The sequence below is a fragment of the Pelagerythrobacter marensis genome (genome assembly GCF_036700095.1).
In the GTDB taxonomy this organism is placed as follows: domain Bacteria; phylum Pseudomonadota; class Alphaproteobacteria; order Sphingomonadales; family Sphingomonadaceae; genus Pelagerythrobacter; species Pelagerythrobacter marensis_A.
In genome coordinates, this window is sequence record NZ_CP144918.1 from 2,564,564 (window position 1) to 2,588,192 (window position 23,629).

The window sequence follows — 23,629 nt, forward strand, 5'->3', positions numbered from 1 at the left end:
CATACCCGCGCTTCAGGAGAGGGTCGATTTCAATGGCAGCAACGGCGGCAGCAGACGGCACGACGCAGCGTTCGGTGCGCGCGACTCTGTGGATCCTGCTGATCGTCTATATCTTCAATTTCATCGATCGGCAGATCGTCAACATTCTGGCCGAGCCGATCGCCCTCGATCTCGGCCTCAGCGATACCCAGATCGGGTTGATGACGGGGCTGGCCTTCGCCCTGTTCTACACCGCGCTGGGGCTGCCGATCGCGCGCTATGCCGATCGCCCCACGACCAATCGCCCGCGGTTGATCGCCATCGCACTGGCAACATGGTCGGCGATGACGGCGCTTTGCGGGCTGGCGCAGAATTTCGGCCAGCTCCTGCTCGCGCGGATAGGGGTGGGTGTCGGCGAGGCGGGCTGCACGCCGCCGGCACACTCGCTGATCAGCGATATCGTGCCGCCCGAACGGCGCAGCTCCGCCTTGGCATTCTACGCTCTCGGTATTCCGGTCGGGACGCTCCTGGGCATGATGATCGGCGGATTCCTGGCCGACTGGGTCGGCTGGCGAAGAGCCTTTCTGATCGTGGGCCTTCCCGGGATCGCGCTGGCCCTGGTTGTCCACTTCGTCTTGCGCGACCCTCGCACGCGGCTCGCCGGCGCGGCCCACACGCAAAGCGCGCCGGAACCGGACATCTCGCTGTGGAAAGCGGTTCGCTCGGTAATGGGGTCGCGCGCTTTCGTTCTGCTGCTCGCCGCCGGTTCCACGGCGTCGTTCCTTGCTTACGGCAAGGTGACCTGGACGACGATCTTCTTCCAGCGCACGCACGAGTTGACGCCGGGCGAGGTGGGATTCTGGTTCGGTGTGGTGAACGGTGCCGCGGGCATCTTCGGCACCTGGCTGGGGGGCTGGGTGGCCGACCGCTTCGGGGCGACGCGGCGACGGCATGTCCTTTCCGCCCCTGCAATCGGCATGGCGATCGCCGCGCCTGTCGCTTTCCTCGCCTATCAGACGACGAGCTGGCAGATCGCGCTGGCCCTGCTGATCATCCCGACCGTGTGCAATTCGCTTTACTACGGCCCGACCTATTCGGCAGCGCAGGGCCTGGTTCCCCTGCGTGCGCGGGCAATAGCGGCCGCGCTCGTGCTGTTCTTCCAGAACCTGATCGGCCTCGGGCTGGGGCCGCTGTTCTTCGGAATGCTGTCGGACTTCCTGCAGCCAGTCGCCGGCGAGGAAAGCGTCCGCTATGTTCTTTACGGAGCCGCCTTCCTGGGCCTCGTGCCCGCGTTCTTCTTCTGGCGATGCAGTCTGCGGCTCGACGAGGAACTCGACCGCAAGGGTTAGCGACAGCGGTTGAGCGGTCGGATCGGCTGTACCAGACCGACGAGGACGAAGCTGATCAGCATCAGCAGGTACCAGCTTCCCAGCTTGGCGAGGCCGACCATTTCCCAGCCGGTTTCCTGTCCGGGATAGGACCAGGCCCGGGCGAAAGTGCCGATATTCTCGGCGAACCAGATGAACAACGCGACCAAGCCGAAGCCGAGGAGGAGGGGCATCCAGCGATGTTCGCGCCAGTTGCGAAAGTGGATGCGCGTGCGCCAGAACAGCCCGGCCGTCGCCGCGAACAGTAGCCAGCGGATGTCGACGGTCCAGTGGTGCGCAAAGAAATTGACGTAGATGGCGGCGGCGAGCAGCCATGTGGCCCATTGCGGCGGATAGTGGCTGTAACGGAAATCGAAGATCCGCCAGACCCGGGCGATATAGCTGCCCACCGCAGCGTACATGAAGCCGGAAAACAGCGGAACCTCGCCGACCCTCAGCAGGCTGGGTTCGGGATAGACCCAGGAGCCCGCGGCTGTCTTGAACAGTTCCATCACGGTGCCCACGAGGTGAAAGATCAGGATTACTTTCGCTTCGCGCCAGGTTTCGAGTCGTAGCCCCAGCATCCCCACCTGGATTGCGATCGCCGCCAGTGTGAGGAAGTCGTATCGGGCGAGCGGGGCGTCTGCAGGATAGAGAACGTGCGTTGCCAGCAGCAGCGCCAGCATCAGTGCCCCGAACAGACAGGCCCAAGCCTGCTTGAAACCGAAAAGAACGAATTCGTAGAGCGCGAGCCGCCAGCCGTCCCCCGGATCGAACGTCTCGAGCCGGTGCCGCACCGCCGCGAAGCGTGTGTGGAGCCGACGTTCAGCCGCCATGCGGAAACGAATTCAGCGTGACGCCGGGGCAGGGCAGACGATCGGGATCATCCTTGCTTGCGGCTCAATTCGCGCATGGCGTCGTCGAGACCGTCGAGCGTGAGGGGATACATGCGATCGTTGACCAGCTGCCTGATGAGCTTCGTGGACTGCGAATAGCTCCACTGCTTCTCCGGCACGGGGTTGAGCCATACCGTGGCAGGGTAGGTGTTGGTGACCCGCTGCATCCAGGTGGCGCCGGCTTCCTCGTTCATATGCTCGACACTGCCGCCCGGATGGGTGATCTCGTACGGGCTCATCGCCGCATCGCCGACGAAGATGACCTTGTAGTCGTGACCGTACTTGTGGAGCACGTCCCAGGTTTTCGTGCGTTCCTGCCAGCGCCTGCGGTTGTCCTTCCACACCCCTTCGTAAAGGCAATTGTGGAAATAGAAGAATTCGAGGTTCTTGAACTCGCTCGTCGCAGCGCTGAACAGCTCCTCGCACAGCTTGATGAACGGGTCCATCGAACCGCCCACGTCGAGAAACAGCAGCAGCTTGACCGCATTGTGCCGTTCGGGCCGCATGTGGATGTCGAGCCAGCCCTGCTTGGCCGTCCCCTCGATCGTGGCATCCAGGTCCAGCTCGTCCGCCGCACCCTCGCGCGCGAAGCGGCGCAGGCGGCGCAGCGCCATCTTGATATTGCGGGTGCCCAGTTCCTTCGTGTTGTCGAGATTGCGGAACTCGCGCTTGTCCCACACCTTGATCGCGCGCTTGTGCCGGCTTTCCCCGCCGATCCGCACGCCTTCCGGGTTATAGCCCGAATTGCCGAAGGGCGACGTGCCCCCGGTGCCGATCCACTTGTTACCGCCCTGATGGCGCTTTTCCTGTTCCTCGAGCCGCTTCTTCAGCGTCTCCATGATCTCGTCCCAGTCGCCCAGAGACTTGATCTTCTCCATCTCCTCGGGAGTCAGGAATTTCTCCGCGACCGCTTTCAGCCAGTCTTCGGGAACGTCCGCCGGATTGGTGCCATAGTCGGTCAGGATTCCCTTGAAAACCTTCTGAAAAACCTGGTCGAAGCGGTCCAGCAGCCCTTCGTCCTTCACGAAGGTGGCGCGGGAAAGGTAGTAGAAGGCTTCGGGCGTCCGGTCGATCACCTCGCGATCGAGCGCTTCGAGCAGAGTCAGGTGCTCCTTGAAACTGGCGGGAATCCCCGCAGCACGCAGTTCGTCGACGAAATTGAAGAACATGCCGAAGGTCCTAACCGCTCCGGCTCAGGATCGCCAGCGTGACGTTACGGCAAGTTTCTGCGGCAGTTTAAGTCTTCGCTAACCATGACCGTTTATCGACGCGCATCGGCCAATCCGTCGGGGGGAAGCGAGTTGATGGAACACTTCAGGTTCGATGCGGACGACAGGGACCCCATCGAACGCATCCCGGAAAGCTGCGGCGAGGTTACCGTCGGTTGCACCGATGTTGCCGGCATCGTCGCCGCGGTCATCAAGTCGTCCGAAACCCTTCGCGCCGAACACACCGCGCTGCGTGGAACGGTGGAGGAACTCGAAGCCGATCAGCGCAAGGTTTCGCAGGCGAGCGACGAAGCTCGCATGCTCTCGGAACGGGCGATCGACCGCCTGGGGCAGGGGACGGAACTGATACAGTCCTCGCTAGGTCAGATAACCGACCTGCTCGAACTGGTTGCCACGCTGACGCAGCATGTCACCGGATTCGCGGCGGCGATGGACCAGGTGCGCCGTTGTTCGCAGGATATCGAACAGATCGCGGAAACGACCAACATCCTGGCGCTCAACGCCACGATCGAGGCGATGCGCGCGGGCGATGCGGGGCGGACGTTCGCAGTCGTGGCGAACGAGGTGAAGAGCCTTGCCGGCGACACCCGGCGCGCGACGGAAGAAATCGCGCGCACTGTCGATACGCTGGGTGAAGAGGCAAGTTCGGTGATCGCGCAGATCGAGAGCGGCGCCGAGGCGAGCAAGGAAGCGAAAGCCTCGGTATTCCAGATCGAGCAGACCATCCACGGCGTTGCCGAACTGGTCGAGGAAGTCGACCGGCAGAACGACGAAATCGCCCGGGCGACCGGCACCATCAGCGGCCATGTCGGGCGCGTTCAGCATGTGCTCGACAATTTCGACGCCGCCGCGATCGAGAACGAGAGCAAGCTGCAAAGCGTCCATGGCCGGATGGGTGAACTGGAAATGACCTCGAGCGACATGTTCGATTCGATCGTCAAGGCCGGCCTATCGCCGCACGACAGCGCGATGGTCGAGCAAGCCCGGCAAAGCGCCCGCGAGGTCGAGCGCCTTGCCGAAGAGGCGGTGGAGCGCGGCGAACTGACTGCGGAGCAGCTGTTCGATCAGAACTATGTCAGGATCGAAGGCAGCAATCCGCCGCGCTATCGCACTGCGCTGATGGATTGGGCGCATGCAAACTGGCGCCATCTTCTCGACCGGGTGGAAGGCAGCAATCCGGCGATAATGGGCACCGCCTGCACTGATATGAACGGGTATTTGCCGACGCACCTGACAAAGCATTCGCAAGAACCCACCGGCGATCTCGCGCACGATACCCATTCATGCCGAAACGGCCGGATCATCCTCGACCCGATCGACCGCAAGGCCAAGCACAGCGGCGCCCCTTACATGATGGCCGTCTATCGCCAGGAAGGCGACGGCAAGACTTATCGCGTGGTGCGCAACGTCTACGTCCCGATCTATATCGCCGGGCGTCGCTGGGGCGATTTCGAGCTGGCCTACAGCTTCGATTGATCCGTCGGCTCTATTGCTGGCGCCGCGCCATGAAGGCGAGGCGCTCGAACAGCATCACGTCCTGCTCGTTCTTCAGCAGCGCGCCGTGGAGCGGCGGGATGGCGCTGTTGGGGTTCGCATCCTGCAAGACCTCCAGCGGCATGTCCTCGTTCAGCAGCAGCTTGAGCCAGTCGAGCAGCTCGCTCGTCGAAGGCTTCTTCTTCAACCCGGGCACGTCGCGGATCTCGTAGAAGACCTCCATCGCCTTGGTCACGAGGGCCTTCTGGATACCCGGATAGTGAACCTCGATGATCTCGCGCATCGTGTCGCGGTCGGGGAACTTGATGTAGTGGAAGAAGCAGCGGCGTAGGAACGCGTCGGGCAGCTCCTTCTCGTTGTTCGAGGTGATGACGACGATCGGGCGTTCCTTCGCCTCGATCCGTTCCTGCGTTTCGTAAACGTCGAAACTCATCCGGTCGAGTTCCTGGAGCAGGTCGTTGGGAAACTCGATGTCCGCCTTGTCGATCTCGTCGATCAGCAGAACGGGCAGTTCCGGGCTGGTGAACGCCTCCCACAGCTTGCCGCGCTTGATGTAGTTGCGGATATCGTGAACCCGCTCGTCGCCGAGCTGGCCATCGCGCAGCCGGGCAACCGCATCGTATTCGTAAAGGCCCTGGTGCGCCTTGGTGGTGGACTTCACGTTCCATTCGATCAGCGGCGCGTCGATCGCCTTGGCGATTTCGTGGGCGAGCACGGTCTTGCCGGTTCCCGGCTCGCCCTTGACCAGCAAAGGGCGGCGCAAAGTAACCGCGGCATCGACCGCGACCTTGAGATCATCGGTGGCGATATACGAACTGGTACCTTCGAAGCGCTGGGTCATCCGGTTTCCTCGTGCAACTTTACGTGCGCGTTAAGCGGTGCGGCACGCGAGTGCAAGACCGCTCTGGGACGGATCCGTCGCTTCGCCGCCGGCTACGAGGGCAAAGCCATCCCCGTTGCCGGCTTCGGCTTCCTCGCCGCAGCCGGGCTATGGCCCGATGAATGTCGATCCGGCCTAGGGCGCCGGGGAACCTCCGCCATCCTCGACGGCCCCGACATCCTCCACGCTTTCCTCCAGCCAGTGCATCTCCTCGTCGGAGAAGCCGAAGTGATGCCCCGCTTCGTGGATCACGACGTGGCGTACCAGATCGCCGAAATCGACGCCTGTTTCGCGCCACTCGCGCACCAGCGGCTGACGGAACAGGCTGATCACGGGCGGCAAGTCGCCCGGGTCCCAGATCGACTGTTCGTCGAGCGGACGCCCTTCATAGAGGCCGGTCAGGTCCCACTTGCTGCGAATACCGACCGAATCGAGCTGCTCGCGCGTGGCGAATTCCTCGATCCGCACGACGACGGCGCGCAACGGTTCACGAAACGCCTCGGGCAGTCCCGCGACAACGGCATGCGCCATGCGCTCCATTTCCGCGGCGTCGGGAGGTTGGGGATTACGATCCATCATGCGCATATGGTCCTCCCGATCGCGATAGTCATCCCGCTTGCTTGCGGAACGATGTATCGCTTCGCCCATTTCAGGCTAGACCATCATGACAGCACGAGGACTCCGAACATGGCCGCCGAAGCGATTTTCGCGCGACTTAAACAGGATCACGACAGACACCGCAAACTGTTGGACCAGCTGCTCGAAACCGAAGGCGAGAGCGAGCAGCGCAAACAGCTATTCACCGAACTCACCAAAGAGCTGAAAAGCCACGCCGCGGCCGAGGAGCAGGCGCTCTATTCCACCATGTTGCGCAAGCCCGAAACGACCGACGAAACCCGGCATTCGGTGGCCGAGCATCACGAGATCGACGAAATGCTGAACGATCTGGCCGCGACCGACATGTCGTCGAGCGCGTGGCTGACCAAGTTCAAAACGCTCGATCATCGCTATCGCCACCACATCGACGAGGAAGAGGAAGATCACTTTCCCGATTTCGAAGGTTATCTTACAGACGAGGATGAGGAGCACATGGAATCGGTGTTCGAACGTCGCAAGCGCGAGGAGAAAGCGGATGCCGAAGTCACGCCCGAAAAAATGGAAGACGCCAAGGAATAACAGCGCGGAGGCGGGGTGAGAACAGGCGACGCCGGGGCCGCGGAGGCCGAGTTCGGCGACGAGTCCGACGAGCCCGGGGTATGGCGATATGCCCGGGTCGATCGGGCCAGCGTGATCGTCGATGCTGCCGATTATTTCGCGCTGATGCAGCAGGCGATGCTGAAGGCGCGGCATCGGATATTTCTGGTCGGGTGGGATTTCGACACCCGCATCCACCTGGCACTCGGCCGCAGGTGGTTTCATCGCATCCTGCGGCGAAAATATCCCCGCCGGCTGGGCAGTTTCCTGATGTGGCTGGCGCGCCATCGCCAGGGTCTGGAGATTCGCGTGCTCAAATGGAGCCTGGGCCTCGTCCAGTTCTTCACGCGCGGATACATGCTGGTCGATCTGGCGCGCATGGCTGCCCACAAGGGGATCACCCTGAAGTTCGATACCCACCATCCCGTCGGTTGTTCGCATCATCAGAAGATCGCCGTGCTCGACGACAAGCTGGCGGTTTGCGGCGGGATCGACATGACTCAGGACCGGTGGGATACGCGCGACCACCACGAACACGACCGGCGCCGCCGCCGGCCGCATGGCAGGCGTTACGGGCCCTGGCACGATGCCACCATGATGTTCGAGGGGGAGGCGGCCAGGATCCTGGGCGTTCTGGGCCGCGAACGATGGGAACGGGCTGGCGGGGAAACCCTGGACCAGGTTCCGATTCCCGAAGAGAGCCTGTGGCCCGACGGTCTGGCCGTGCAGTTCGAGAACGTCGAACTCGGCATTGCCCGCACGCGCGCCTGCTACGACGGTATGCCGCAGGTTTGCGAGATCGAGCAACTTCTGCTGGCACAGATCCGTCAGGCAAAGCGCTTCATCTACAGCGAGAACCAGTATTTCACCTCGCGCAAGATCGCCGAAGCGATCGGTGAGCGATTGAAGGAGGACGATCCGCCCGAAATCGTGATGGTCCAGCCCAAAACGGCCGAAGGCTGGCTGGAACAGCAGGCGATGGATTACGCGCGGGTGCGACTGATCGAGTGTCTGGCCGAACTCGATCACAAGGACCGTTTTCGCATCTATGTGCCCCATACGGGGGAAACGCCGATCTACGTCCACGCCAAGGTCACGATTATTGACGACCGCATCCTGCGGATCGGGTCGGCCAACTTCAACAACCGTTCGATGGGTCTCGATTCGGAATGCGACGTGTTCTTGGACTGCGATCGACCGGGCAACGACCATGCGGCGGCAGGCATCGCTGCGCTGCGGCATTCCCTGCTGGCCGAACATTGCGGGCTGGCGGAGGAGGAGGTCGGTCGGCTGCTGGCAGACGATCCGTCGATGCATCGCCTGATCGCGCGCCATGGGCAGGGCGACGGGCGATCGCTGCGGCCCTATGAAGTGCCCGATCTCAGCGGAGTCGAGGAAGCGCTCGCCGATTCCGGCATCCTCGACCCGGAAAACCCGCAGGACATCCTCGAGCCGTTTGCCAACGGCGGACTTTTCCGCAAGGGAAGCCTTCTGCGAAGCGCTGCCCGCAGCGTGAAAAAGGCATGAAAGGGGACGATAGCATGAGCAGTCTGGTCGGGCCGGACGAAGACGTATTGCACGGCAAACCACCCGTGCCCGACGATGTGCAGGAAGCGATCCGCACACTGATCCGCTGGGCGGGCGACGACCCGGAGCGGGAAGGGCTGCTCGACACCCCCAGCCGCGTTGCCCGCGCGTGGAAGGAATATTGCCTCGGCTATCGCGAGGATCCCGCGATCCATCTGAGCCGCGTTTTCGAGGAGGTCGGCGGCTACAACGAAATCGTCCTGCTGAAGGACATTCCCTTCCAGAGCCACTGCGAACACCATATGGCGCCGATCATCGGCAAGGCCGCGATCGCCTATCTGCCGACCGACCGCGTCGTCGGCATTTCCAAGCTCGCTCGCGTGCTCCACGGTTTCGCCCGCCGCCTGCAGGTGCAGGAGCGGCTGACCGCCGAAGTTGCCGACTGCATCTGGGAGCACCTCCAGCCCCAGGGCGTGGCAGTCGTGATCGAAGCGAGCCACAGCTGCATGACCGCACGCGGGGTCCGTACCCCCGGCGTGACGATGACCACCAGCCGCATGATGGGCACGTTCCTCGACGACCCGCGCAGCCGCGAGGAAGTGCTCAAGCTGATGGGCTATTGAGAGGCAGGGGGTGCCCCTCGGGATCGACGCTGACCAGTGTGAACAGGGCGGTCGCGGCATGTCGCCGCTCGCCGGTCAGTAGCGCTTCCGACCATAGCTCGACCGCCACGCGGATCGAACTGCGCCCCGTCATCTTCACTTGCGCCACCAGCTCTACCATGTCGCCTTCGCCGATCGGGGCGACGAAATCGATCCGGTCGGACGATGCCATGACGAGGACTCTACGCACGTGCCTGGTCGCGGCGATAAACGCGGCCTTGCCCATCATCCGCAGCGCATCGCCGCCGTAGAGCGTGCCGTAGTGATTGGTCTGCCCGGGGAACACCATCTCGGCCAGTCTCAGCGCGCCGCCCCAGGCCGCCTCTCCCGCACTTTCGTCAGGCGCGATCGGTGGAAGCGGCAGGCGCGTGTCCGGCCCTTTTCGCGCCACCATTGCGAAGCGGCCTCTCGTGCACACGTTCCGTTCGCCCGTTACCGGCCCCTCGGCCACCAGCTCGACTTCGACATCGAGCGAGCTGGAGCCGACGCGCACCACCCGGCCGGTCACTTCGACCATATCGCCTTCGCGCGCAGGAGCGGCGAAATCGATCTTCTCGCATGATGCGGTGACGAACGGCGCGCGGCCGTGGCGCGATGCGGCGAGGAATGCCACTTTGTCCATGTGGGCGAGCGCCACGCCGCCGAACAGGGTGCCGTGATGGTTGGCGTCGCCGGGGAACACCATGTCGATCAATTGCACCGGCCGGCCGGTGCAGGCTTTCGGATTGCCGTCGTCGGACGCCGGCGGTGTGGAGCCGGGCGAGGGGGTGCGAAGCGTCATCGTCGTCTAATCCCGCGAATGGGGCGAGACGGCCGATCGGGCACGCGCACCGGTCGCGCAGGCTTGGCCGCGCGGCTTGCATGCGACCAGACCGGGCACCCCGCCGGTGGACGTTTTCGTGTCGGAGGCAGGTCTCCTGGCTCGCGGGTCGGCGCGGACGGTCCGTCTTCCCAGGGCGAGACCCCCAGTGACATCGATGGACCGCCGCTCTCCGCTTACAGTTGCGGGGGCAGCGCCGGACTTGCCCGCAGGGCGCACCGGCTTCCCGTCTTAGCTCCGGCAGGACAGCCCAGCCGGAGAACCTCGACACCGTTCGAATCGCGCCGATCGGGGCGCGGGTCAAGGCGGTCCGGCGTCAGACGCGCGGACCGCCGGCAGATCGTCAGAGCTGGCCGAGCATGTGCTCCGCACTCGAGACCGAGAAATCGCCCGGCTGCTCGACATTGAGTTCCTTCACCACGCCGTCTTCGACGATCATCGAATAGCGCTGGCCGCGCTGGCCGAGTCCGAAACCGCTGCCGTCCATGGTCAGCCCGGTCGCCTGCGCGAATTCGCCGTTCCCGTCGGCCAGCATCGTGATGTCCGAAGATCCGGCCTGGCTGTTCCACGCGCTCAGGACGAACGCATCGTTGACCGCGGTGCAGGCAATCTCGTCCACACCCTTCGCCTTGAGGTCCGCTGCCTTCTCGACATAGCCGGGCAGATGGCGCGCCGAGCAGGTCGGCGTGAACGCGCCGGGGACCGAAAACAGCGCCACTTTCTTGCCCTGGAAATACTCGCTCGTCTGAACCTGTTCGGGACCGTTCTCGGTCGCCTTCACCAGCTTCACATCGGGAATTCTGTCGCCAACCGAAATCGTCATCTCGCAATATCCTTTCGTCGTCCCATTCGTTCGCGTGCCGATATAGAGGCTGCAATGCGCGCGGCAACGGCAAAGGATATAAAGATCGCTTTATATTTGCTTCGCGGCAGGGCGGTCGCTAAATGCGCAGACCCGAAGAACCCGCGCTCCGCGCGCGCAATGCAAGCAGATTTCAGGAGAATTTCGTGGCCGACGCCAAGCAGGATTACATCGTCAAGGACATCAGCCTCGCCGACTACGGACGCGACGAGATCGCGATCGCCGAAACCGAAATGCCGGGGTTGATGGCGCTGCGCGAGGAGTACGGCGAAGCGCAGCCGCTGAAGGGCGCGCGGATCACCGGGTCGCTGCACATGACGATCCAGACCGCGGTCCTGATCGAAACGCTGACCGCGCTCGGTGCGGAAGTGCGGTGGGCGACCTGCAACATTTTCTCGACCCAGGATCATGCCGCCGCGGCTATGGCCGCCAACGGCGTGCCGGTGTTCGCGGTGAAGGGCGAAAGCCTGGCCGATTACTGGGACTATGTCGGCAGGATTTTCGACTGGTCGACCGGCGACGACGCCGATCGCACGGCCAACATGATCCTCGACGATGGCGGCGATGCGACGATGTTCGCGCTCTGGGGCGCGCGGATCGAGGCGGGCGAGGAAATGCCTGCGCCGCAGAACGCCGAAGAGATCGAGATGCAGCGCGCGCTCAAGGCGTTCGTCAAGGCGAAGCCGGGCTACCTCACGAAATCGGTCAAGGCGATCAAGGGCGTTTCGGAAGAGACCACCACCGGCGTCATGCGGCTGTATCAGATCGCCAAGCAGGGCAAGCTGCCGTTCCCCGCGATCAACGTGAATGACAGCGTGACCAAATCGAAGTTCGACAATCTCTACGGGTGCAAGGAATCGCTGGTCGATGCGATCCGCCGCGCGACCGACGTCATGCTGGCCGGCAAGGTCGCCTGCGTCGCGGGCTACGGCGACGTCGGCAAAGGCTCGGCGGCGTCGCTGCGCAATGGCGGTGCGCGCGTCATGGTGACCGAGATCGATCCGATCTGCGCGCTCCAGGCGGCGATGGACGGGTTCGAGGTGGTGACGATGGAAGAAGCCGTGCAGCGCTGCGACATCTTCGTCACCGCGACCGGCAACGAGGATGTTATCACCGCCGAGCACATGAAGGCGATGAAGCACATGGCGATCGTGTGCAACATCGGGCACTTCGACAGCGAGATCCAGATCTCCGCGCTCGACAACTACACCTGGAAGGAGATCAAGCCGGGCACGGACCTCGTGACTTTCCCCGACGGCAAGTCGATCCTCGTCCTCGCGAAGGGGCGGCTGGTGAACCTGGGCTGCGCCACGGGCCATCCGAGCTTCGTGATGAGCAGCAGCTTCACCAATCAGACGCTGGCGCAGATCGAACTGTTCACCAAGTCAGGCGAGTATCAGAACGACGTTTACGTCCTGCCCAAGCATCTCGACGAGAAGGTCGCCGCGCTGCATCTCGAAAAGCTCGGCGCCACGCTGACGCAGCTGAGCAAGAAGCAGGCCGACTATATCGGCGTTCCGCAACAGGGGCCGTTCAAGCCGGATCACTACCGGTACTAGGCGGCAGGGGCTTTGGCCCCGCCCCGGCTGGCCGCCCGCAGCGGTTGTCCGGGGCGGGAAGCCATCGGGCCTGCCGGACCGCTGCCTTCGCCGGGACCGACAGGATTGCCGTTGCATCGCGCGCGCTTGCCGCATAGCTGACCGGCATGGACCTTTCCCCCACCGCGCTGGCGTTGATCGGGCTGCTGCTGGCGGCCTGGACCGCCGGCGCCGCCTGGCTGATGATTGCCGCCGCGGGGAAGGCGAAGGGCGCGGAGACCAGCCGCAAGGCGGCGCGGCGCATGGCGCGTATGATCGACGAGGCCCCGGCCATTCCGCTGCTGGTGCGCGCCGACATGCGCATCGAAGCGTCGGAACGGCTGGCAGGCTGGCTCGGCCTGGCCCGCCTGCCGGTCTACCTCAGCGAACTCTCCGGCCCGGGTGGAGAAGGGTTGTCCCGCGCGCAATTGGCCGAACTGACCGAACACGTCCTGCGCGCCCAGAAGACGGCGGCCCCGTTCCGCATGGCGCTGACGCCACCGGGCTCGCGCCGCAGCCTGGCGCTGCGCGGGACGCTGGCCGATCCGCAAGTCTCGCCCGGCGGCGCCGCGCTGATCTGGGTGTTCGATTTCAGCGAGAGCGAAAGCGAGCTGGCGCGCCTGCGCGAGGAAGCCGCGCGTGCCCAGGGCGATTTCGCCGCGCTGGTGGGTCTGATCGAGGCGGCGCCGATGCCGATGTGGTTCCGCGGCACCGATAGCCGGCTGCGGCTGGTCAATGCCGCCTACGTCGAAGCGGTCGGCGCTTCGAGCGCTGCCGATGCCGTCGATCGCCAGCTCGAACTGATCGAGACGGTCGACGGTCTTTCCGCGGCCCAGGTGGCCCGGCAATCGGCGGAGCAGGACGCGCCGATCGAACGGATCGTGACTGCCACCGTCGCCGGGGAGCGTCGCTCGCTGCGGGTCAGCGATCTTCCGCTGGGGCGCGAGGGCATCGCCGGATATGCCATCGATATCGAAGACATGGAAGAACTCGCACGCGAATTCCGCGCCTTTCGCGAGGCGCAGCGTTCGATCCTCGACCAGCTTTCGGTGGGTGTCGCCCAGTTCGACGATCGCCGCCGCCTGACTTTTGCCAACCAGCCGTTCCGCCGGATATTCGGCATCCCACAGGGATCGGTCGCGGCGGGGCTCGATTTCGAACGCTTTCTCAGCGATGCGCGCGATGCGGGAAAAACGCCGGTGGTGCGCGATTTTCCTGCATGGCGGCGCGAGCACGCCGAGTGGTTCAGTGCCAGCGCCCCGTGCGAAGAAGCCTGGCCGCTTGCCGACAAGACCCATCTGCGCGTCGTCGCCAACCCGATGCCCGATGGCGGGTTGGTCGTGGTGGCGGAAGACCGGACCGAACAGCTCGCGCTTTCGGCCACGCGCGACACGCTTTTGCGGACACGCACCGCGACGTTCGACAGCCTGTTCGAAGCGCTCGCCGTGTTCGCCCCCGACGGACACCTGCAATTGTGGAACCGCAGTTTCGCCGGCACCTGGGGCCTCGACCCCGAGTTGATGGACCGACACCCTGCGGCCGACGCCCTGATCGAGGCGCTGGCGCCTAACCTCGCCAATCCTGCGCAGGCGAAAGCGGTCGGCGAAGTGATTCGCGCCGCGACTCTCGACCGGAAGGAGAAGGCCGGCCGCATTCAGCTCGCCGACGGGCGGACGCTGGAATTCGCCGGGGTCCCGCTGCCCGATGGCAACGGACTGCTGACCGTGCTCGACATCACCGATTCGGTGAAGGCGGAAGAGGCGCTGCGCGAACGGAACATGGCGCTGGAAGAGGCCGATCAGGTCAAGACGCGCTTCCTCGCCAATATGAGCTATGAGTTCCGCACGCCGTTGACGTCCATCGGCGGGTTTGCCGAATTGCTCGATAGCGGGACGGCGGGCGATCTGTCGGATCAGGCGAAAGACTATGTCCGTGCAATCCTCGATTCCGTTGCGCGTCTGACCGATCAGGTGGAGGATGTGCTCGACCTGTCGCAGAGCGAGGCGGGCCTGCTGCCGGTCGCAAAGGAGCGGATTGCGTTGATGCCGCTCGTCACCCGGGTCGTGCGCGAGCGGGAACAGGCGATCGTGTCGGGCGGGCTGAGCCTCGACCTGGAAGGCAGCGCTGTCGGCAAGATCGACGCCGATCCACGTCAGCTCGGTCGCGCGATCGGCCATCTGCTCGACAATGCCATCGCGGCAACGGACAAAGGCGGGAAGATCGTCGTCAACCTGACCCGCGAGCCCGAGGGCGCGCAGGTCATCATTTCGGACAACGGCCGCGGGATGACCGCCAGCGAGCTGGCTCATGCCCTTGATGGGCTGCGCAAGACGCAGGGTGGCAGTGGCCTGGAACGGCGGCAGGGGCTGGGAATCCCGCTGGCGCGCGAACTGGTCGAGGGGCAGGGCGGCACACTCGAAATCGTTTCGCGCAAGGGCGTGGGAACGACCGCGACGATCAGGCTACCCTCGGTCCGATGAAAACGCTCGACCTGCCCGATCTGGACGCGATGGAGGCACTCGGCCGCCGGATCGCACCGCTGCTGCGCGCCGGAGACGTCGTGGCGCTCTCGGGCGGGCTGGGTACGGGCAAGACCACGCTGGCCCGCGCGATCATCGCCGCGCTAGGCCATCGGGGCGAGGTGCCGTCGCCCACTTTCACCATCGTCGAGACTTACGACGCAACCGATCCGCCGCTGGTCCATGCCGACTTCTATCGCCTCGAGCACCCCGGCGAGACAGAGGAGATCGGGCTCGACGATTATCGCACCGGCGCCGCGCTGATTGCGGAATGGCCGGAGAACGCAGGCGGGTTCGCGCATGAGCCGGGATGCCTTTCGATCGCGCTCGAAATCGCGGATAGCGGGCGCAAGGCGATTGTCGCGGGGGGCGCCGATTGGCTAGGGCGCATGCCATGAGCGACCTGCCCGATGGCCTGATTCCGTTTCTCGAAACCGCCGGCTGGCGAGGGGCGGCGATCGAGCCGCTCGAAGGCGATGCCTCGTTCCGCCGCTATTTCCGTGTGCGCGATGGAGGGCGGCGGGCTATGGTCATGCATGCCCCGCCTCCGCACGAGGACCCGCGCCCTTTTCTCGACGTGGCGCGCTGGCTCGCCGCCCACGGGCAGCGCGCGCCCGAAGTCCTTGCCGAAGACGCCGCCGCCGGTTGGGTGCTGCTGGAGGATTTCGGGGCGGACCGGATGCGCGACTGGCTCGAAACCCATCCCGAAGGCGAGACGAACGCCTATGCTGCCGCGATCGACGCGCTGGTGGAACTGCACCGCGCGCCCCCGGGGCCGTTCGCGGCCTACGATCTCGCCACGTACCGGCGGGAGGCGGCACTGCTCACCGAATGGTATTGCCCGGCGATGGGCCTGACTGTCGATGGCGAGGGATATCTGGCCGCGTGGGGCGAAGTGCTCGCCCCCCTGCTGGAGCGGCAGCGACCCGGTGTCACGGTGCTGCGCGATTACCATGCCGAGAACATCATGCTGCTCGGCCCCGCGCCCGACGGCACCGGCGCGCAGGGCCTGATCGATTTTCAGGACGCGCTGGTCGGACACCCGGCGTACGATCTGGTTTCGCTGTTGCAGGATGCGCGGCGCGACGTTTCGCCCGAGCTGGAGCGCGCCATGATCGAGCGGTATGTTGCGGCAATCGAACCGGGTGACAGCTTCCTCGCCGACTACGCCCGGCTGGGCGCGCAGCGCAATGCCAAGATCGTGGGGATATTCACCCGCTTGTGGAAGCGCGACGGCAAGGCGCGGTACCTGGCGATGATCCCGCGCGTGTGGGAGGCGATGGAACGCGATCTCGCCGATCCGGCGCTGGCTCCGGTTGCGCGGTGGTTCGACGCCAATATTCCGCGCAACATACGCGATACTTTCGGTGGAGAACTGATGTGACCGGGCTCGCTTCGAATACCGCGATGGTCATGGCGGCCGGGCTGGGCAAACGCATGCGGCCACTCACCGCAAGCCAGCCCAAACCGATGGTCCGCGTCGCGGGCAAGCCGCTGATCGACCATACGCTGGACAGGCTGGCCGAGGCGGGGATCGAGCGGGCGGTGGTCAATGTCCACTACTATGCCGACACGCTGGAAGCGCATCTGAAGGAACGCGCACGCCCCGCCGTGACGATTTCGGACGAACGCGACGAGCTGCTCGACACCGGCGGGGGGATGAAAAAGGCGCTGCCGCACCTGCCCGATCCGTTCTTCTGCCTCAATTCGGACAGCATCTGGCTCGACGGGCCGCGCAATGCCTTCGCCGACCTGTCCGACCGCTGGAACCCGGAAGAAATGGATGCGCTGCTGCTGGTCGTTCCGCACGCCCGTGCGAGCAACTTCCGCGGCCTGGGCGATTTTCACATGGACCCGAACGGGCGGCTGAAATGGCGCCTTCCCGCCCGGATCGCGCCGTTCATCTACACGGGTATCCAGCTCGTGTCGCACCGCTTCCTGCACGATGCGCCGGAGGGGCGGTTCGGCACCAAGGAGCTGTGGAAGCGCACACTGGCCGAAGGGCGCCTGTTCGGGACGAGCTTCACCGGTCGCTGGTTCGAAGTGGGCACCCCGCAGGCGATCGGGCCGACCGAAGAAGCGTTGCAGAGTGGCTGAGCGGAGCGGACCCGGCGTCTACTCCATCGCCGCGCATCGCGGCTTCGCCGATGCGCTGGTGGCGGGCCTGGTGCCGCGTTACGCACAGGGCGACCTCGGCCTCGCTCGTCTGACGTTGCTGCTGCCCAGCGCGCGGGCGGTGCGCACCGTGACCGAGGCCTTTATCCGCCACTTCGGCGCCGCGGAACGGGGCGGGATGCTGATGCCACGCATGGCCGCGGTGGGCGACCTGGATCTCGACGAAACGCTGGGGCCACTGCTCGATCCGCTCGGCGCGGCGGATGTCCCGCCCGCGGTGGAGCCGACGCGGCGCTGGCTGATCCTCGCCGAATTGATCGATCGCGCGATGGAGGCGCTCGGACGCGCCCCGCGTCCCTCCGCAGCAGGGCGCCTGCGTCTGGCGAGAGAAATCGGGCAGACGATGGATCGCCTGTTGGTGGAAGGGGTCGCGCCTGACGACTTATGGGCCGAACCGGTCATGCAGGCTCTGGCTGAAGTAGCCGCCCACTGGAGCGAGAATACCAAGCTGTTCTACGCGGTCCAGAAGATGTGGCTGGCGGAGCTGGAAACACTGGGCATGGTCGATGCGGCCACGCGGCGGAACATGCTGTTTGCACAGGCTGCGCGGCAATGGCGGGACAGGCCGCCGCCCACGCCCGTGGTCGCCGCAGGGGTTACCAGCGCGGCTCCCGAACTGGCGCGATTGCTGCGGGTAATCGCGGATTTTCCCGATGGCGCCGTGATCTTGCCGGATCTCGATCTTTCCCTGGACGACGATGTATGGGACGAGCTTGGCCGCGCCGGGAACGCGCCCGAGCCGAACGACAGCGCCTTCGCGCGCGGCGATGCCGTCACGCACCCCCAGTACCATCTCAAGCTGCTGCTCAACCGCATGGGCGTGGCTCGCGGCGAGGTCCGCCCCTGGCACCGGCGCGGTGTCGGCGCGGCCGAGCCGGAGCGCAGTCACGCGATTTCAAGCCTGTTTCTGCCGCCGCAGGCCAGCACGCGCTGGGTCGATCTGCCGCCGGAAAAGCGCCGACTGGCAGGGGTGCGGATCATGGAAAGCGCCAATCCTGAGGAGGAGGCGCAGGCGATTGCGCTGCTGGTGCGTCGTGCGCTGTCGGAGGCCGGCAGGCGCGTCGCGGTTGTAACACCCGACAGGGGGCTGGCATCGCGCGTTGCCGGGCATTTGCGCCGCTGGAATATAGAGGCCGACGATTCCGCGGGCAGGCCCTTGTCGCAGACTGCGGCAGGACGGGTTCTTCTCCTGCTCGCCGATGTCCTGGCGGACGACGTTTCGCCGGTCGCACTGTTTGCGCTGCTGGAGCATCCCCTGGCGGGCGAGCCGTTCGGCCGCGCCGCCTGGCTCGAACACGCTCGCATTCTGGAGCTGGAACTGCGCGGCCCGCGTCCGGCGGCCGGCCTTGCGCCGATTCGCGAGCGTGTCGGCCGTCTTGCCGATCGCACAGGCGGCCTTGCCGAATGGTGGCAGGCGGTGGAAGCGATCCTGGCGCCGCTGCTGGACTTTGAGGAAGAGCAGAGAAGCCTCGGCGCACATGTCGCCGCACTCGCCCGGGCGGCGGAGGCCTTGTGCGGAGAGCATGTCTGGGCTCGCGAGGACGGCCGCGCGCTGTCCGCCTTCGTCGACGACTTGCGGCTGCACGAGGCCGACGCCGGCCTCGCCCTCGCGCCCGGCGACCTGCCGGCCGTGCTGCGCGAGGCGATGGAACTGGTCGCAGTGCGGCCTCCGTACGGCGGGCACCCGCGCGTGGCGATCTACGGCCTGCTCGAATCGCGCATGGCCCGGGCCGATCTGGTGATTTGCGGCGGTCTCAACGAAGGCACATGGCCGCCACGCCCCGCGCCCGACCCGCTGCTCGCCCCGCCGGTCATGCGAGCGCTGGGCGTACCGGGGGCGGACTTCCGCATCGGATTGTCGGCGCACGATCTCGCCGGGGCGCTGGGCGCGCCCGAGGTCGTGCTCAGCCGCGCGGCGCGCGACGAGAGCGGGCCGGCGATCCCGTCGCGTTTCCTGTTGCGGGTCAAGGCGCTGCTGGGCGACCGATTGCTCGAGAAGCATCGCGAGACGGCGGCCGTGGAGCTTGCCCGCTCTCTCGATGATACCCCCGGGGAGCCGCCGGTCTATCCGCGCCCCGCGCCGCGCCCCGCCGCTGCGCAGCGCCAGGTCGATATCGCGGTGACCGCGCTCGACCGGCTGCTGGGCGACCCTTACCAGTTCTATGCCCGCGAAATTCTCGGTCTGCGCAGTCTCGACACGCTGGATGCGGAGCCCTCCGCCGCGTGGCAGGGCATTGCCGCACACGCGATCCTCGAACGCTGGCACCGCGCGCGGATGGCCGACCCTGCGGCGTGCCTCGCGCCCGTGGCCGACGATGTCCTGGAAGAGATGAACATGCATCCGCTCATGCGCGGACTATGGCGGCCGCGCCTGCTCGCGGCGCTCGAATGGGTCGAGCGGGAGATTGGGGACGACAAGGAGCGGCAAGTCGTCGCGATCGAGCGCAAAGGCGAGATGACGGTGGACGGTGTCCGCATCCACGGTCGGGCCGACCGGATCGACCGCCTGGCGGATGGCAGGTTGGCGATCGTCGACTACAAGACCGGCAAGCCGCCGGGGTGGAAGATGGTGGAACAGGGCTTTGCGCTCCAGCTCGGGCTGATCGGGATGATGGCGCGCGAAGGAGGAATCGCCGATGTCGAAGGCGAGCCGGCGGCGTTCGAGTATTGGTCGCTGGCCAAGAACCGCGAGGGCGATTTCGGATATATCGAGACGCCCCTGCGCATCGGTCGCAAGACGACGGGGATCGAGCCGGAACGCTTCCTTCCCCTGACAGAGGCGAAGCTGCGCGAAGCGATCGCCGACTATATCAACGGCACGGAGCCTTTCGTCGCGCGCAAGAATCCCGACTATCCCGGCTATGCCGATTACGACCAGCTTATGCGGCTCGACGAATGGCAGGCGCGGGTCGACGACGCGCCTGAAGGCGAGGGCGCATGAGCGGCAAGGTCTATCCCCTGCACGGCAGCCAGCGCCAGGCGGTCGACCCGCGCGAATGCGTCTGGCTTTCGGCCTCGGCCGGGACCGGCAAGACGCAGGTGCTCTCCGCCCGCGTGCTGCGCCTGCTGCTGCAACCCGATACCGACCCTTCGCAGATCCTGTGCCTTACGTTCACAAAGGCCGGTGCAGCCGAAATGGCGGTGCGCGTGAACGAGGTTCTCGCCCGGTGGGTGCGGATGGACGCCGCCTCGCTGGCGAGCGAGCTGAAGGCTATCGGCGCGCCGTTCGATCCCGAAACCCAGGCGAGGGCGCGCACGCTGTTCGCAAGCGTGCTCGACACGCCGGGCGGGGGCTTGCGGATCGACACGATCCACGCATTTGCCCAGTGGCTGCTGGCGACATTCCCGGAAGAGGCGCAGATTGCGCCCGGGTCGCAGCCGATGGAAGATCGCGACCGCGAACTGCTTTCGCGCGAGGTGCTGGCGGACATGCTGGTCGCGGCCGAGCGAGAAGCGGACTCCGCGACGCTCGACGCGATCGCTCGGCTCAGTTGCGACAAGGGTGTCGACGGGGTCCGGGGCTGGCTGATGCGCTGCGCCGGCGCGAGCGAACTCTGGACAGGCCCCGGATCGTGGCAGCCGCCGATGCGGCCGCGGGTGAACCGCCTGCTGGGCCTGGCGGCGGATGCGAAGGCGGAAGACGCCGCGGCCCTTTGCGCCGAAGGGACTTTCGACCTTGCCGCTTTGCACGATTGCCTGACGCACTATCGCGGATGGAAGGGCAAGCAGGGCGCGGCGGCGGTCGAGGCGATCGGCGATTGGCTGGGGGCGTCTCCGGCTGAACGCGCGCGCGGGATCGACCGCTTGGCCGACGCGCTGTTCTTCAAGAACGGCAACCCCCGCTTGCCCAAGTCCGCCGATGCCGCGTTCACCGACGCGAGCGCGCGGGCAGGGGCCGCTATTGCGCGGGTCCGCGAGTTCCTCGGCCTCGTCGCTCTGGCCGAAACGATCGCTCCCCAGCTCGAGCTGGGGCGCAAGTTCGCCCTGCTATGGGAAGAGGCCAAGGCGCGCGAGGGGCTGGTCGACTTCGACGACCAGATCCGCCGTGCAGCCGATCTGCTGCGCCGTTCGGACATGGCCGCCTGGGTCCGTTACAAGCTGGACCGGCGTTTCGATCACATCCTGATCGACGAGGCGCAGGATACCAATGCCGCGCAGTGGGCGATCGTCTTTGCGCTGATCGACGATTTCTTTGCCGGGGAGGGGGCGCACGACGACAAGCTGCGCACGATCTTCACCGTCGGCGACTACAAGCAGGCGATCTTCCGCTTTCAGGGTACCAGTCCAGAGAATTTCGAGGCGGCGCGGGCGCGCGTGAAAGCGGCAATGGAGGCCGCGGCGCAGGGCGCGAGAGAGTCGCGCGCCGGGGTGCCCGTTCGCGAATTGCGGCAATACGGGCTCGGCGAATCGTTCCGTACGGGGCAACCGGTGCTGGATTTCGTCGACCGGGCGATCGACGCGATCGGCTACCCGGAACTCGGACTGTCGCGTCCGGCCGATCGGCACAAGGGGCGGTTCGATACCGGGCTGGTGACTCTGTGGCGCCCGGTTGCAGGAGGCATGGAGGGTGAGGACGACGAGGGCGAGGAAGGCTGGCTCGCGCGTCACGACCGGCAAATGGCCGACCGTATTGCCCGCCAGGTCAGATCGTGGCTGGACAATGGCTTTACGCTCGCCAAGCACGATCCGCCGCGCAACGCCGGGCCGGGCGACATCATGGTGCTGGTCCGCAAGCGCAAGGAACTGGCGGGGCTGATCGTCGCGCGGCTCCACGCGGCGGGCGTGCCGGTGGCAGGGGTGGACCGCCTCCGGCTGGGTGCGCCGCTGGGTGTCAAGGACCTGATGGCGGCGATGCGTTTCGCAGCCCAGCCGCTCGACGATCTCAATCTCGCCAATCTGCTCGTGTCTCCGCTCGGCGGCTGGAGCCAGGAGGATCTGCTGGCACATGCCCACAGGCCGCGCGGTGTACGGCTGTGGGCGCACTTGCTCTCATCCCGCGATCCCTTCGTTGCTCGAACGCGGGAGGCGCTGGGGGCCCTGCTGGCGCGTGCGGATTACGAATTGCCGCAATCGCTGCTGCGCTGGATCCTGGTCGGCCCCTGGCAGGGGCGGCGCAAGCTGGTTGCGCGGTTGGGGCGCGAAGCCAACGATCCGATCGACGAACTTCTCAATGCAGCCCATGCCTATGCCACGGCGCATTCGGCCAGTCTTCAGGGGTTCATCCGCTGGTTCGACGCCGGCGATGGCGAGCTGAAGCGCGAGGCGGGCGAGGGCGGCGGGCTTGTGCGCGTGATGACCGCGCACGGATCGAAAGGGCTTCAGGCGCCAATCGTCATCCTGGCCGACGCCACCGGCGCACCGCCGACCGGCGGGGCGCTGGCATTGGCGGAAAAGGTCCCGGGCGAAGAGGTGCCGCGAACAGTGCCTGTCCCGGCCCTTTCGAAGGAGCAGCGCCTCGGCCCCGTCGCCGCAGCCCACGCGGAAGCCTTGGCGGAGGAGATGCGGGAGCACTGGCGGCTGCTCTACGTTGCGATGACCCGGGCGGAAGAGGCGCTGTTCATCGGCGGATCGCTCGGCCCGCGCGACAGGGGAGAGCCGCATCCCGACAGCTGGTATGCCCGCCTTGCGCCGTTGTTCGAAGGCGAAGCCCTTGCCGACGACATATGGGGCGCGCGGTGGGAAATCGGCTCGCCTGGACCGAAAGTTGCGATAGAGCGCCTGCAAATGGAGCGTCGCATGCCACCGGTACCCGCCTGGGCCACGACCGTGGTCGGTTCGGAACCGCGCCCGCCGCGCCCCCTCGCACCATCGTCGGCCGGCGAGGACAGTGGCGCCGATCCCCCCTATCCGCCCGACCGCCTGCGCGAAGCGGCGCTGCGTGGCACTTTGATCCACAAGCTGCTGGAACGCCTGCCCGACGTGGCAGAAGCCCATCGCGAAGATCTTGGTCGACGGTGGCTGGCGCGTCAGGGGCGCGATTTCAGCGAAGAGATAAGAGAGGAAATTCTGTCCAGCGCACTGGAAGTCATGGCTGATCCGGCTTTCTCGCATGTTTTCGGCCCTTCCGCGCTCGCCGAAGTACCGTTGGCGGCAATTGTCGAGAACCAGGTTGTGGCCGGGACCGCGGATCGTCTCCTGGTCGAAGCCGACAAAGTGATCGTGGTCGACTTTAAGACCACCCGGCGTCCGCCGGAGTCGCTGGATGGGATACCGCGCGCCACTTTGCGTCAGATGGGCGCTTATACCGCAGCCCTGGAGCGTATATATCCCGGTCGTGCGATTGAGGCTGCCGTACTTTATACGCAGATACCCCGATTGATCGCCATACCTGGCGCTGTACTGACGCAGCAGAAAGTCGCCTTGTCGGCCGCGCAGGAAAGCTTTGAACGGCCCCCCGTTGAGCCAAGCAAACCCGCTCCTAAATAAAGAGCGAAGAAACAGGAGATAT

At 65.7% G+C, this 23,629-nt stretch carries 18 protein-coding genes and 1 riboswitch; of the genes, 12 read left to right on the forward strand and 6 right to left on the reverse strand.

Annotated elements, in window-relative coordinates:
* Positions 1-32: 32 nt before the first annotated feature.
* Entirely contained in the window at positions 33-1,328 is a 1,296-nt protein-coding gene (locus V5F89_RS12175) for an MFS transporter (protein WP_338445897.1), read from the forward strand.
* Here the strand turns inward: V5F89_RS12175 and V5F89_RS12180 are convergent.
* Both V5F89_RS12180 and V5F89_RS12185 read right to left on the reverse strand, forming a co-directional pair.
* Positions 1,325-2,182, reverse strand: coding sequence for a DUF817 domain-containing protein (locus V5F89_RS12180; RefSeq protein ID WP_338445898.1), 858 nt, complete (start codon positions 2,180-2,182; stop codon positions 1,325-1,327). The two genes, V5F89_RS12175 and V5F89_RS12180, sit on opposite strands and share 4 nt — an antisense overlap.
* Before the next feature lie 47 nt (positions 2,183-2,229).
* Positions 2,230-3,411 carry a vWA domain-containing protein gene (locus V5F89_RS12185; RefSeq protein ID WP_338445899.1) on the reverse strand — a complete coding sequence of 394 codons (1,182 nt, stop codon included), beginning with the start codon at positions 3,409-3,411 and terminating at the stop codon, positions 2,230-2,232.
* 135 nt (positions 3,412-3,546) lie between these two features.
* Here V5F89_RS12185 and V5F89_RS12190 point away from each other — a divergent pair, with 135 nt between their 5' ends.
* A complete protein-coding gene (locus V5F89_RS12190) occupies positions 3,547-4,947 on the forward strand; it encodes a methyl-accepting chemotaxis protein (RefSeq protein ID WP_338445900.1) in 1,401 nt (466 codons plus the stop codon).
* Between the two features lie 10 nt (positions 4,948-4,957).
* Here the strand turns inward: V5F89_RS12190 and V5F89_RS12195 are convergent, their stop codons facing one another.
* Positions 4,958-5,806 carry a MoxR family ATPase gene (locus V5F89_RS12195; protein WP_338445901.1) on the reverse strand — a complete coding sequence of 283 codons (849 nt, stop codon included), beginning with the start codon at positions 5,804-5,806 and terminating at the stop codon, positions 4,958-4,960.
* A gap of 174 nt (positions 5,807-5,980) precedes the next feature.
* A complete protein-coding gene (locus V5F89_RS12200; RefSeq protein ID WP_338445902.1) occupies positions 5,981-6,424 on the reverse strand; it encodes a metallopeptidase family protein in 444 nt (147 codons plus the stop codon).
* Positions 6,425-6,532: 108 nt separating this feature from the next.
* On the opposite strand from V5F89_RS12200, the gene V5F89_RS12205 reads away from it, so the two are divergent.
* Genes V5F89_RS12205 through folE form a run of 3 tightly spaced genes read left to right on the forward strand, consistent with a single transcriptional unit; the run spans position 6,533 to position 9,189 of the window.
* Positions 6,533-7,021 carry a hemerythrin domain-containing protein gene (locus V5F89_RS12205; RefSeq protein WP_338445903.1) on the forward strand — a complete coding sequence of 163 codons (489 nt, stop codon included), beginning with the start codon at positions 6,533-6,535 and terminating at the stop codon, positions 7,019-7,021.
* A 15-nt stretch (positions 7,022-7,036) separates the two neighbouring features.
* Positions 7,037-8,566 (forward strand): phospholipase D-like domain-containing protein, encoded by a 1,530-nt coding sequence (locus tag V5F89_RS12210; RefSeq protein ID WP_338445904.1) that lies wholly within the window; start codon positions 7,037-7,039, stop codon positions 8,564-8,566.
* 14 nt (positions 8,567-8,580) lie between these two features.
* Positions 8,581-9,189, forward strand: coding sequence for a GTP cyclohydrolase I FolE (gene folE, locus V5F89_RS12215; RefSeq protein ID WP_338445905.1), 609 nt, complete (start codon positions 8,581-8,583; stop codon positions 9,187-9,189).
* On the opposite strand, the gene V5F89_RS12220 is transcribed toward folE, so the two are convergent.
* The gene (locus tag V5F89_RS12220) at positions 9,170-10,009 is read right to left on the reverse strand and encodes an acyl-CoA thioesterase (RefSeq protein ID WP_338445906.1); all 840 of its coding nucleotides are present in this window, start codon (positions 10,007-10,009) and stop codon (positions 9,170-9,172) included. The genes folE and V5F89_RS12220 overlap by 20 nt on opposite strands.
* Before the next feature lie 109 nt (positions 10,010-10,118).
* A riboswitch (cobalamin riboswitch) is annotated at positions 10,119-10,330 on the reverse strand.
* A gap of 61 nt (positions 10,331-10,391) precedes the next feature.
* A complete protein-coding gene (locus tag V5F89_RS12225) occupies positions 10,392-10,871 on the reverse strand; it encodes a peroxiredoxin (RefSeq protein ID WP_338445907.1) in 480 nt (159 codons plus the stop codon).
* A gap of 185 nt (positions 10,872-11,056) precedes the next feature.
* On the opposite strand from V5F89_RS12225, the gene ahcY reads away from it, so the two are divergent.
* The 7 genes from ahcY to addA all read left to right on the forward strand — a co-directional run bounded on the left by ahcY (position 11,057) and on the right by addA (position 23,607).
* Entirely contained in the window at positions 11,057-12,469 is a 1,413-nt protein-coding gene (ahcY, locus tag V5F89_RS12230; protein WP_338445908.1) for an adenosylhomocysteinase, read from the forward strand.
* A gap of 146 nt (positions 12,470-12,615) precedes the next feature.
* Positions 12,616-14,967, forward strand: a complete 2,352-nt coding sequence (locus V5F89_RS12235; RefSeq protein ID WP_338445909.1) for a sensor histidine kinase — start codon at positions 12,616-12,618, stop codon at positions 14,965-14,967.
* Positions 14,964-15,404: a tRNA (adenosine(37)-N6)-threonylcarbamoyltransferase complex ATPase subunit type 1 TsaE gene (gene tsaE / locus V5F89_RS12240; RefSeq protein WP_338445910.1), complete on the forward strand. Its 441-nt coding sequence runs from the start codon at positions 14,964-14,966 to the stop codon at positions 15,402-15,404. The genes V5F89_RS12235 and tsaE overlap by 4 nt, the downstream gene beginning before the upstream one ends.
* The gene (locus V5F89_RS12245; RefSeq protein ID WP_338445911.1) at positions 15,401-16,390 is read left to right on the forward strand and encodes an aminoglycoside phosphotransferase family protein; all 990 of its coding nucleotides are present in this window, start codon (positions 15,401-15,403) and stop codon (positions 16,388-16,390) included. Before tsaE ends, V5F89_RS12245 begins: the two co-directional genes overlap by 4 nt.
* A 23-nt stretch (positions 16,391-16,413) precedes the next feature.
* Positions 16,414-17,103 carry a nucleotidyltransferase family protein gene (locus tag V5F89_RS12250; RefSeq protein WP_425334387.1) on the forward strand — a complete coding sequence of 230 codons (690 nt, stop codon included), beginning with the start codon at positions 16,414-16,416 and terminating at the stop codon, positions 17,101-17,103.
* The gene (addB, locus tag V5F89_RS12255; protein ID WP_338445913.1) at positions 17,096-20,122 is read left to right on the forward strand and encodes a double-strand break repair protein AddB; all 3,027 of its coding nucleotides are present in this window, start codon (positions 17,096-17,098) and stop codon (positions 20,120-20,122) included. Before V5F89_RS12250 ends, addB begins: the two co-directional genes overlap by 8 nt.
* Entirely contained in the window at positions 20,119-23,607 is a 3,489-nt protein-coding gene (addA, locus tag V5F89_RS12260) for a double-strand break repair helicase AddA (RefSeq protein ID WP_338445914.1), read from the forward strand. Before addB ends, addA begins: the two co-directional genes overlap by 4 nt.
* Positions 23,608-23,629: the final 22 nt, after the last annotated feature.

Bases quoted from the DNA above. Each gene is read 5' to 3' on its own strand.
- V5F89_RS12175 (WP_338445897.1), top strand. From the start codon at position 33: ATGGCAGCAACGGCGGCAGCAGACGGCACGACGCAGCGTTCGGTGCGC.
- V5F89_RS12180 (WP_338445898.1), bottom strand. From the start codon at position 2,182: ATGGCGGCTGAACGTCGGCTCCACACACGCTTCGCGGCGGTGCGGCAC.
- V5F89_RS12185 (WP_338445899.1), bottom strand. From the start codon at position 3,411: ATGTTCTTCAATTTCGTCGACGAACTGCGTGCTGCGGGGATTCCCGCC.
- V5F89_RS12190 (WP_338445900.1), top strand. From the start codon at position 3,547: ATGGAACACTTCAGGTTCGATGCGGACGACAGGGACCCCATCGAACGC.
- V5F89_RS12195 (WP_338445901.1), bottom strand. From the start codon at position 5,806: ATGACCCAGCGCTTCGAAGGTACCAGTTCGTATATCGCCACCGATGAT.
- V5F89_RS12200 (WP_338445902.1), bottom strand. From the start codon at position 6,424: ATGATGGATCGTAATCCCCAACCTCCCGACGCCGCGGAAATGGAGCGC.
- V5F89_RS12205 (WP_338445903.1), top strand. From the start codon at position 6,533: ATGGCCGCCGAAGCGATTTTCGCGCGACTTAAACAGGATCACGACAGA.
- folE (WP_338445905.1), top strand. From the start codon at position 8,581: ATGAGCAGTCTGGTCGGGCCGGACGAAGACGTATTGCACGGCAAACCA.
- V5F89_RS12220 (WP_338445906.1), bottom strand. From the start codon at position 10,009: ATGACGCTTCGCACCCCCTCGCCCGGCTCCACACCGCCGGCGTCCGAC.
- V5F89_RS12225 (WP_338445907.1), bottom strand. From the start codon at position 10,871: ATGACGATTTCGGTTGGCGACAGAATTCCCGATGTGAAGCTGGTGAAG.
- V5F89_RS12235 (WP_338445909.1), top strand. From the start codon at position 12,616: ATGGACCTTTCCCCCACCGCGCTGGCGTTGATCGGGCTGCTGCTGGCG.
- tsaE (WP_338445910.1), top strand. From the start codon at position 14,964: ATGAAAACGCTCGACCTGCCCGATCTGGACGCGATGGAGGCACTCGGC.
- V5F89_RS12245 (WP_338445911.1), top strand. From the start codon at position 15,401: ATGAGCGACCTGCCCGATGGCCTGATTCCGTTTCTCGAAACCGCCGGC.
- V5F89_RS12250 (WP_425334387.1), top strand. From the start codon at position 16,414: ATGGTCATGGCGGCCGGGCTGGGCAAACGCATGCGGCCACTCACCGCA.
- addA (WP_338445914.1), top strand. From the start codon at position 20,119: ATGAGCGGCAAGGTCTATCCCCTGCACGGCAGCCAGCGCCAGGCGGTC.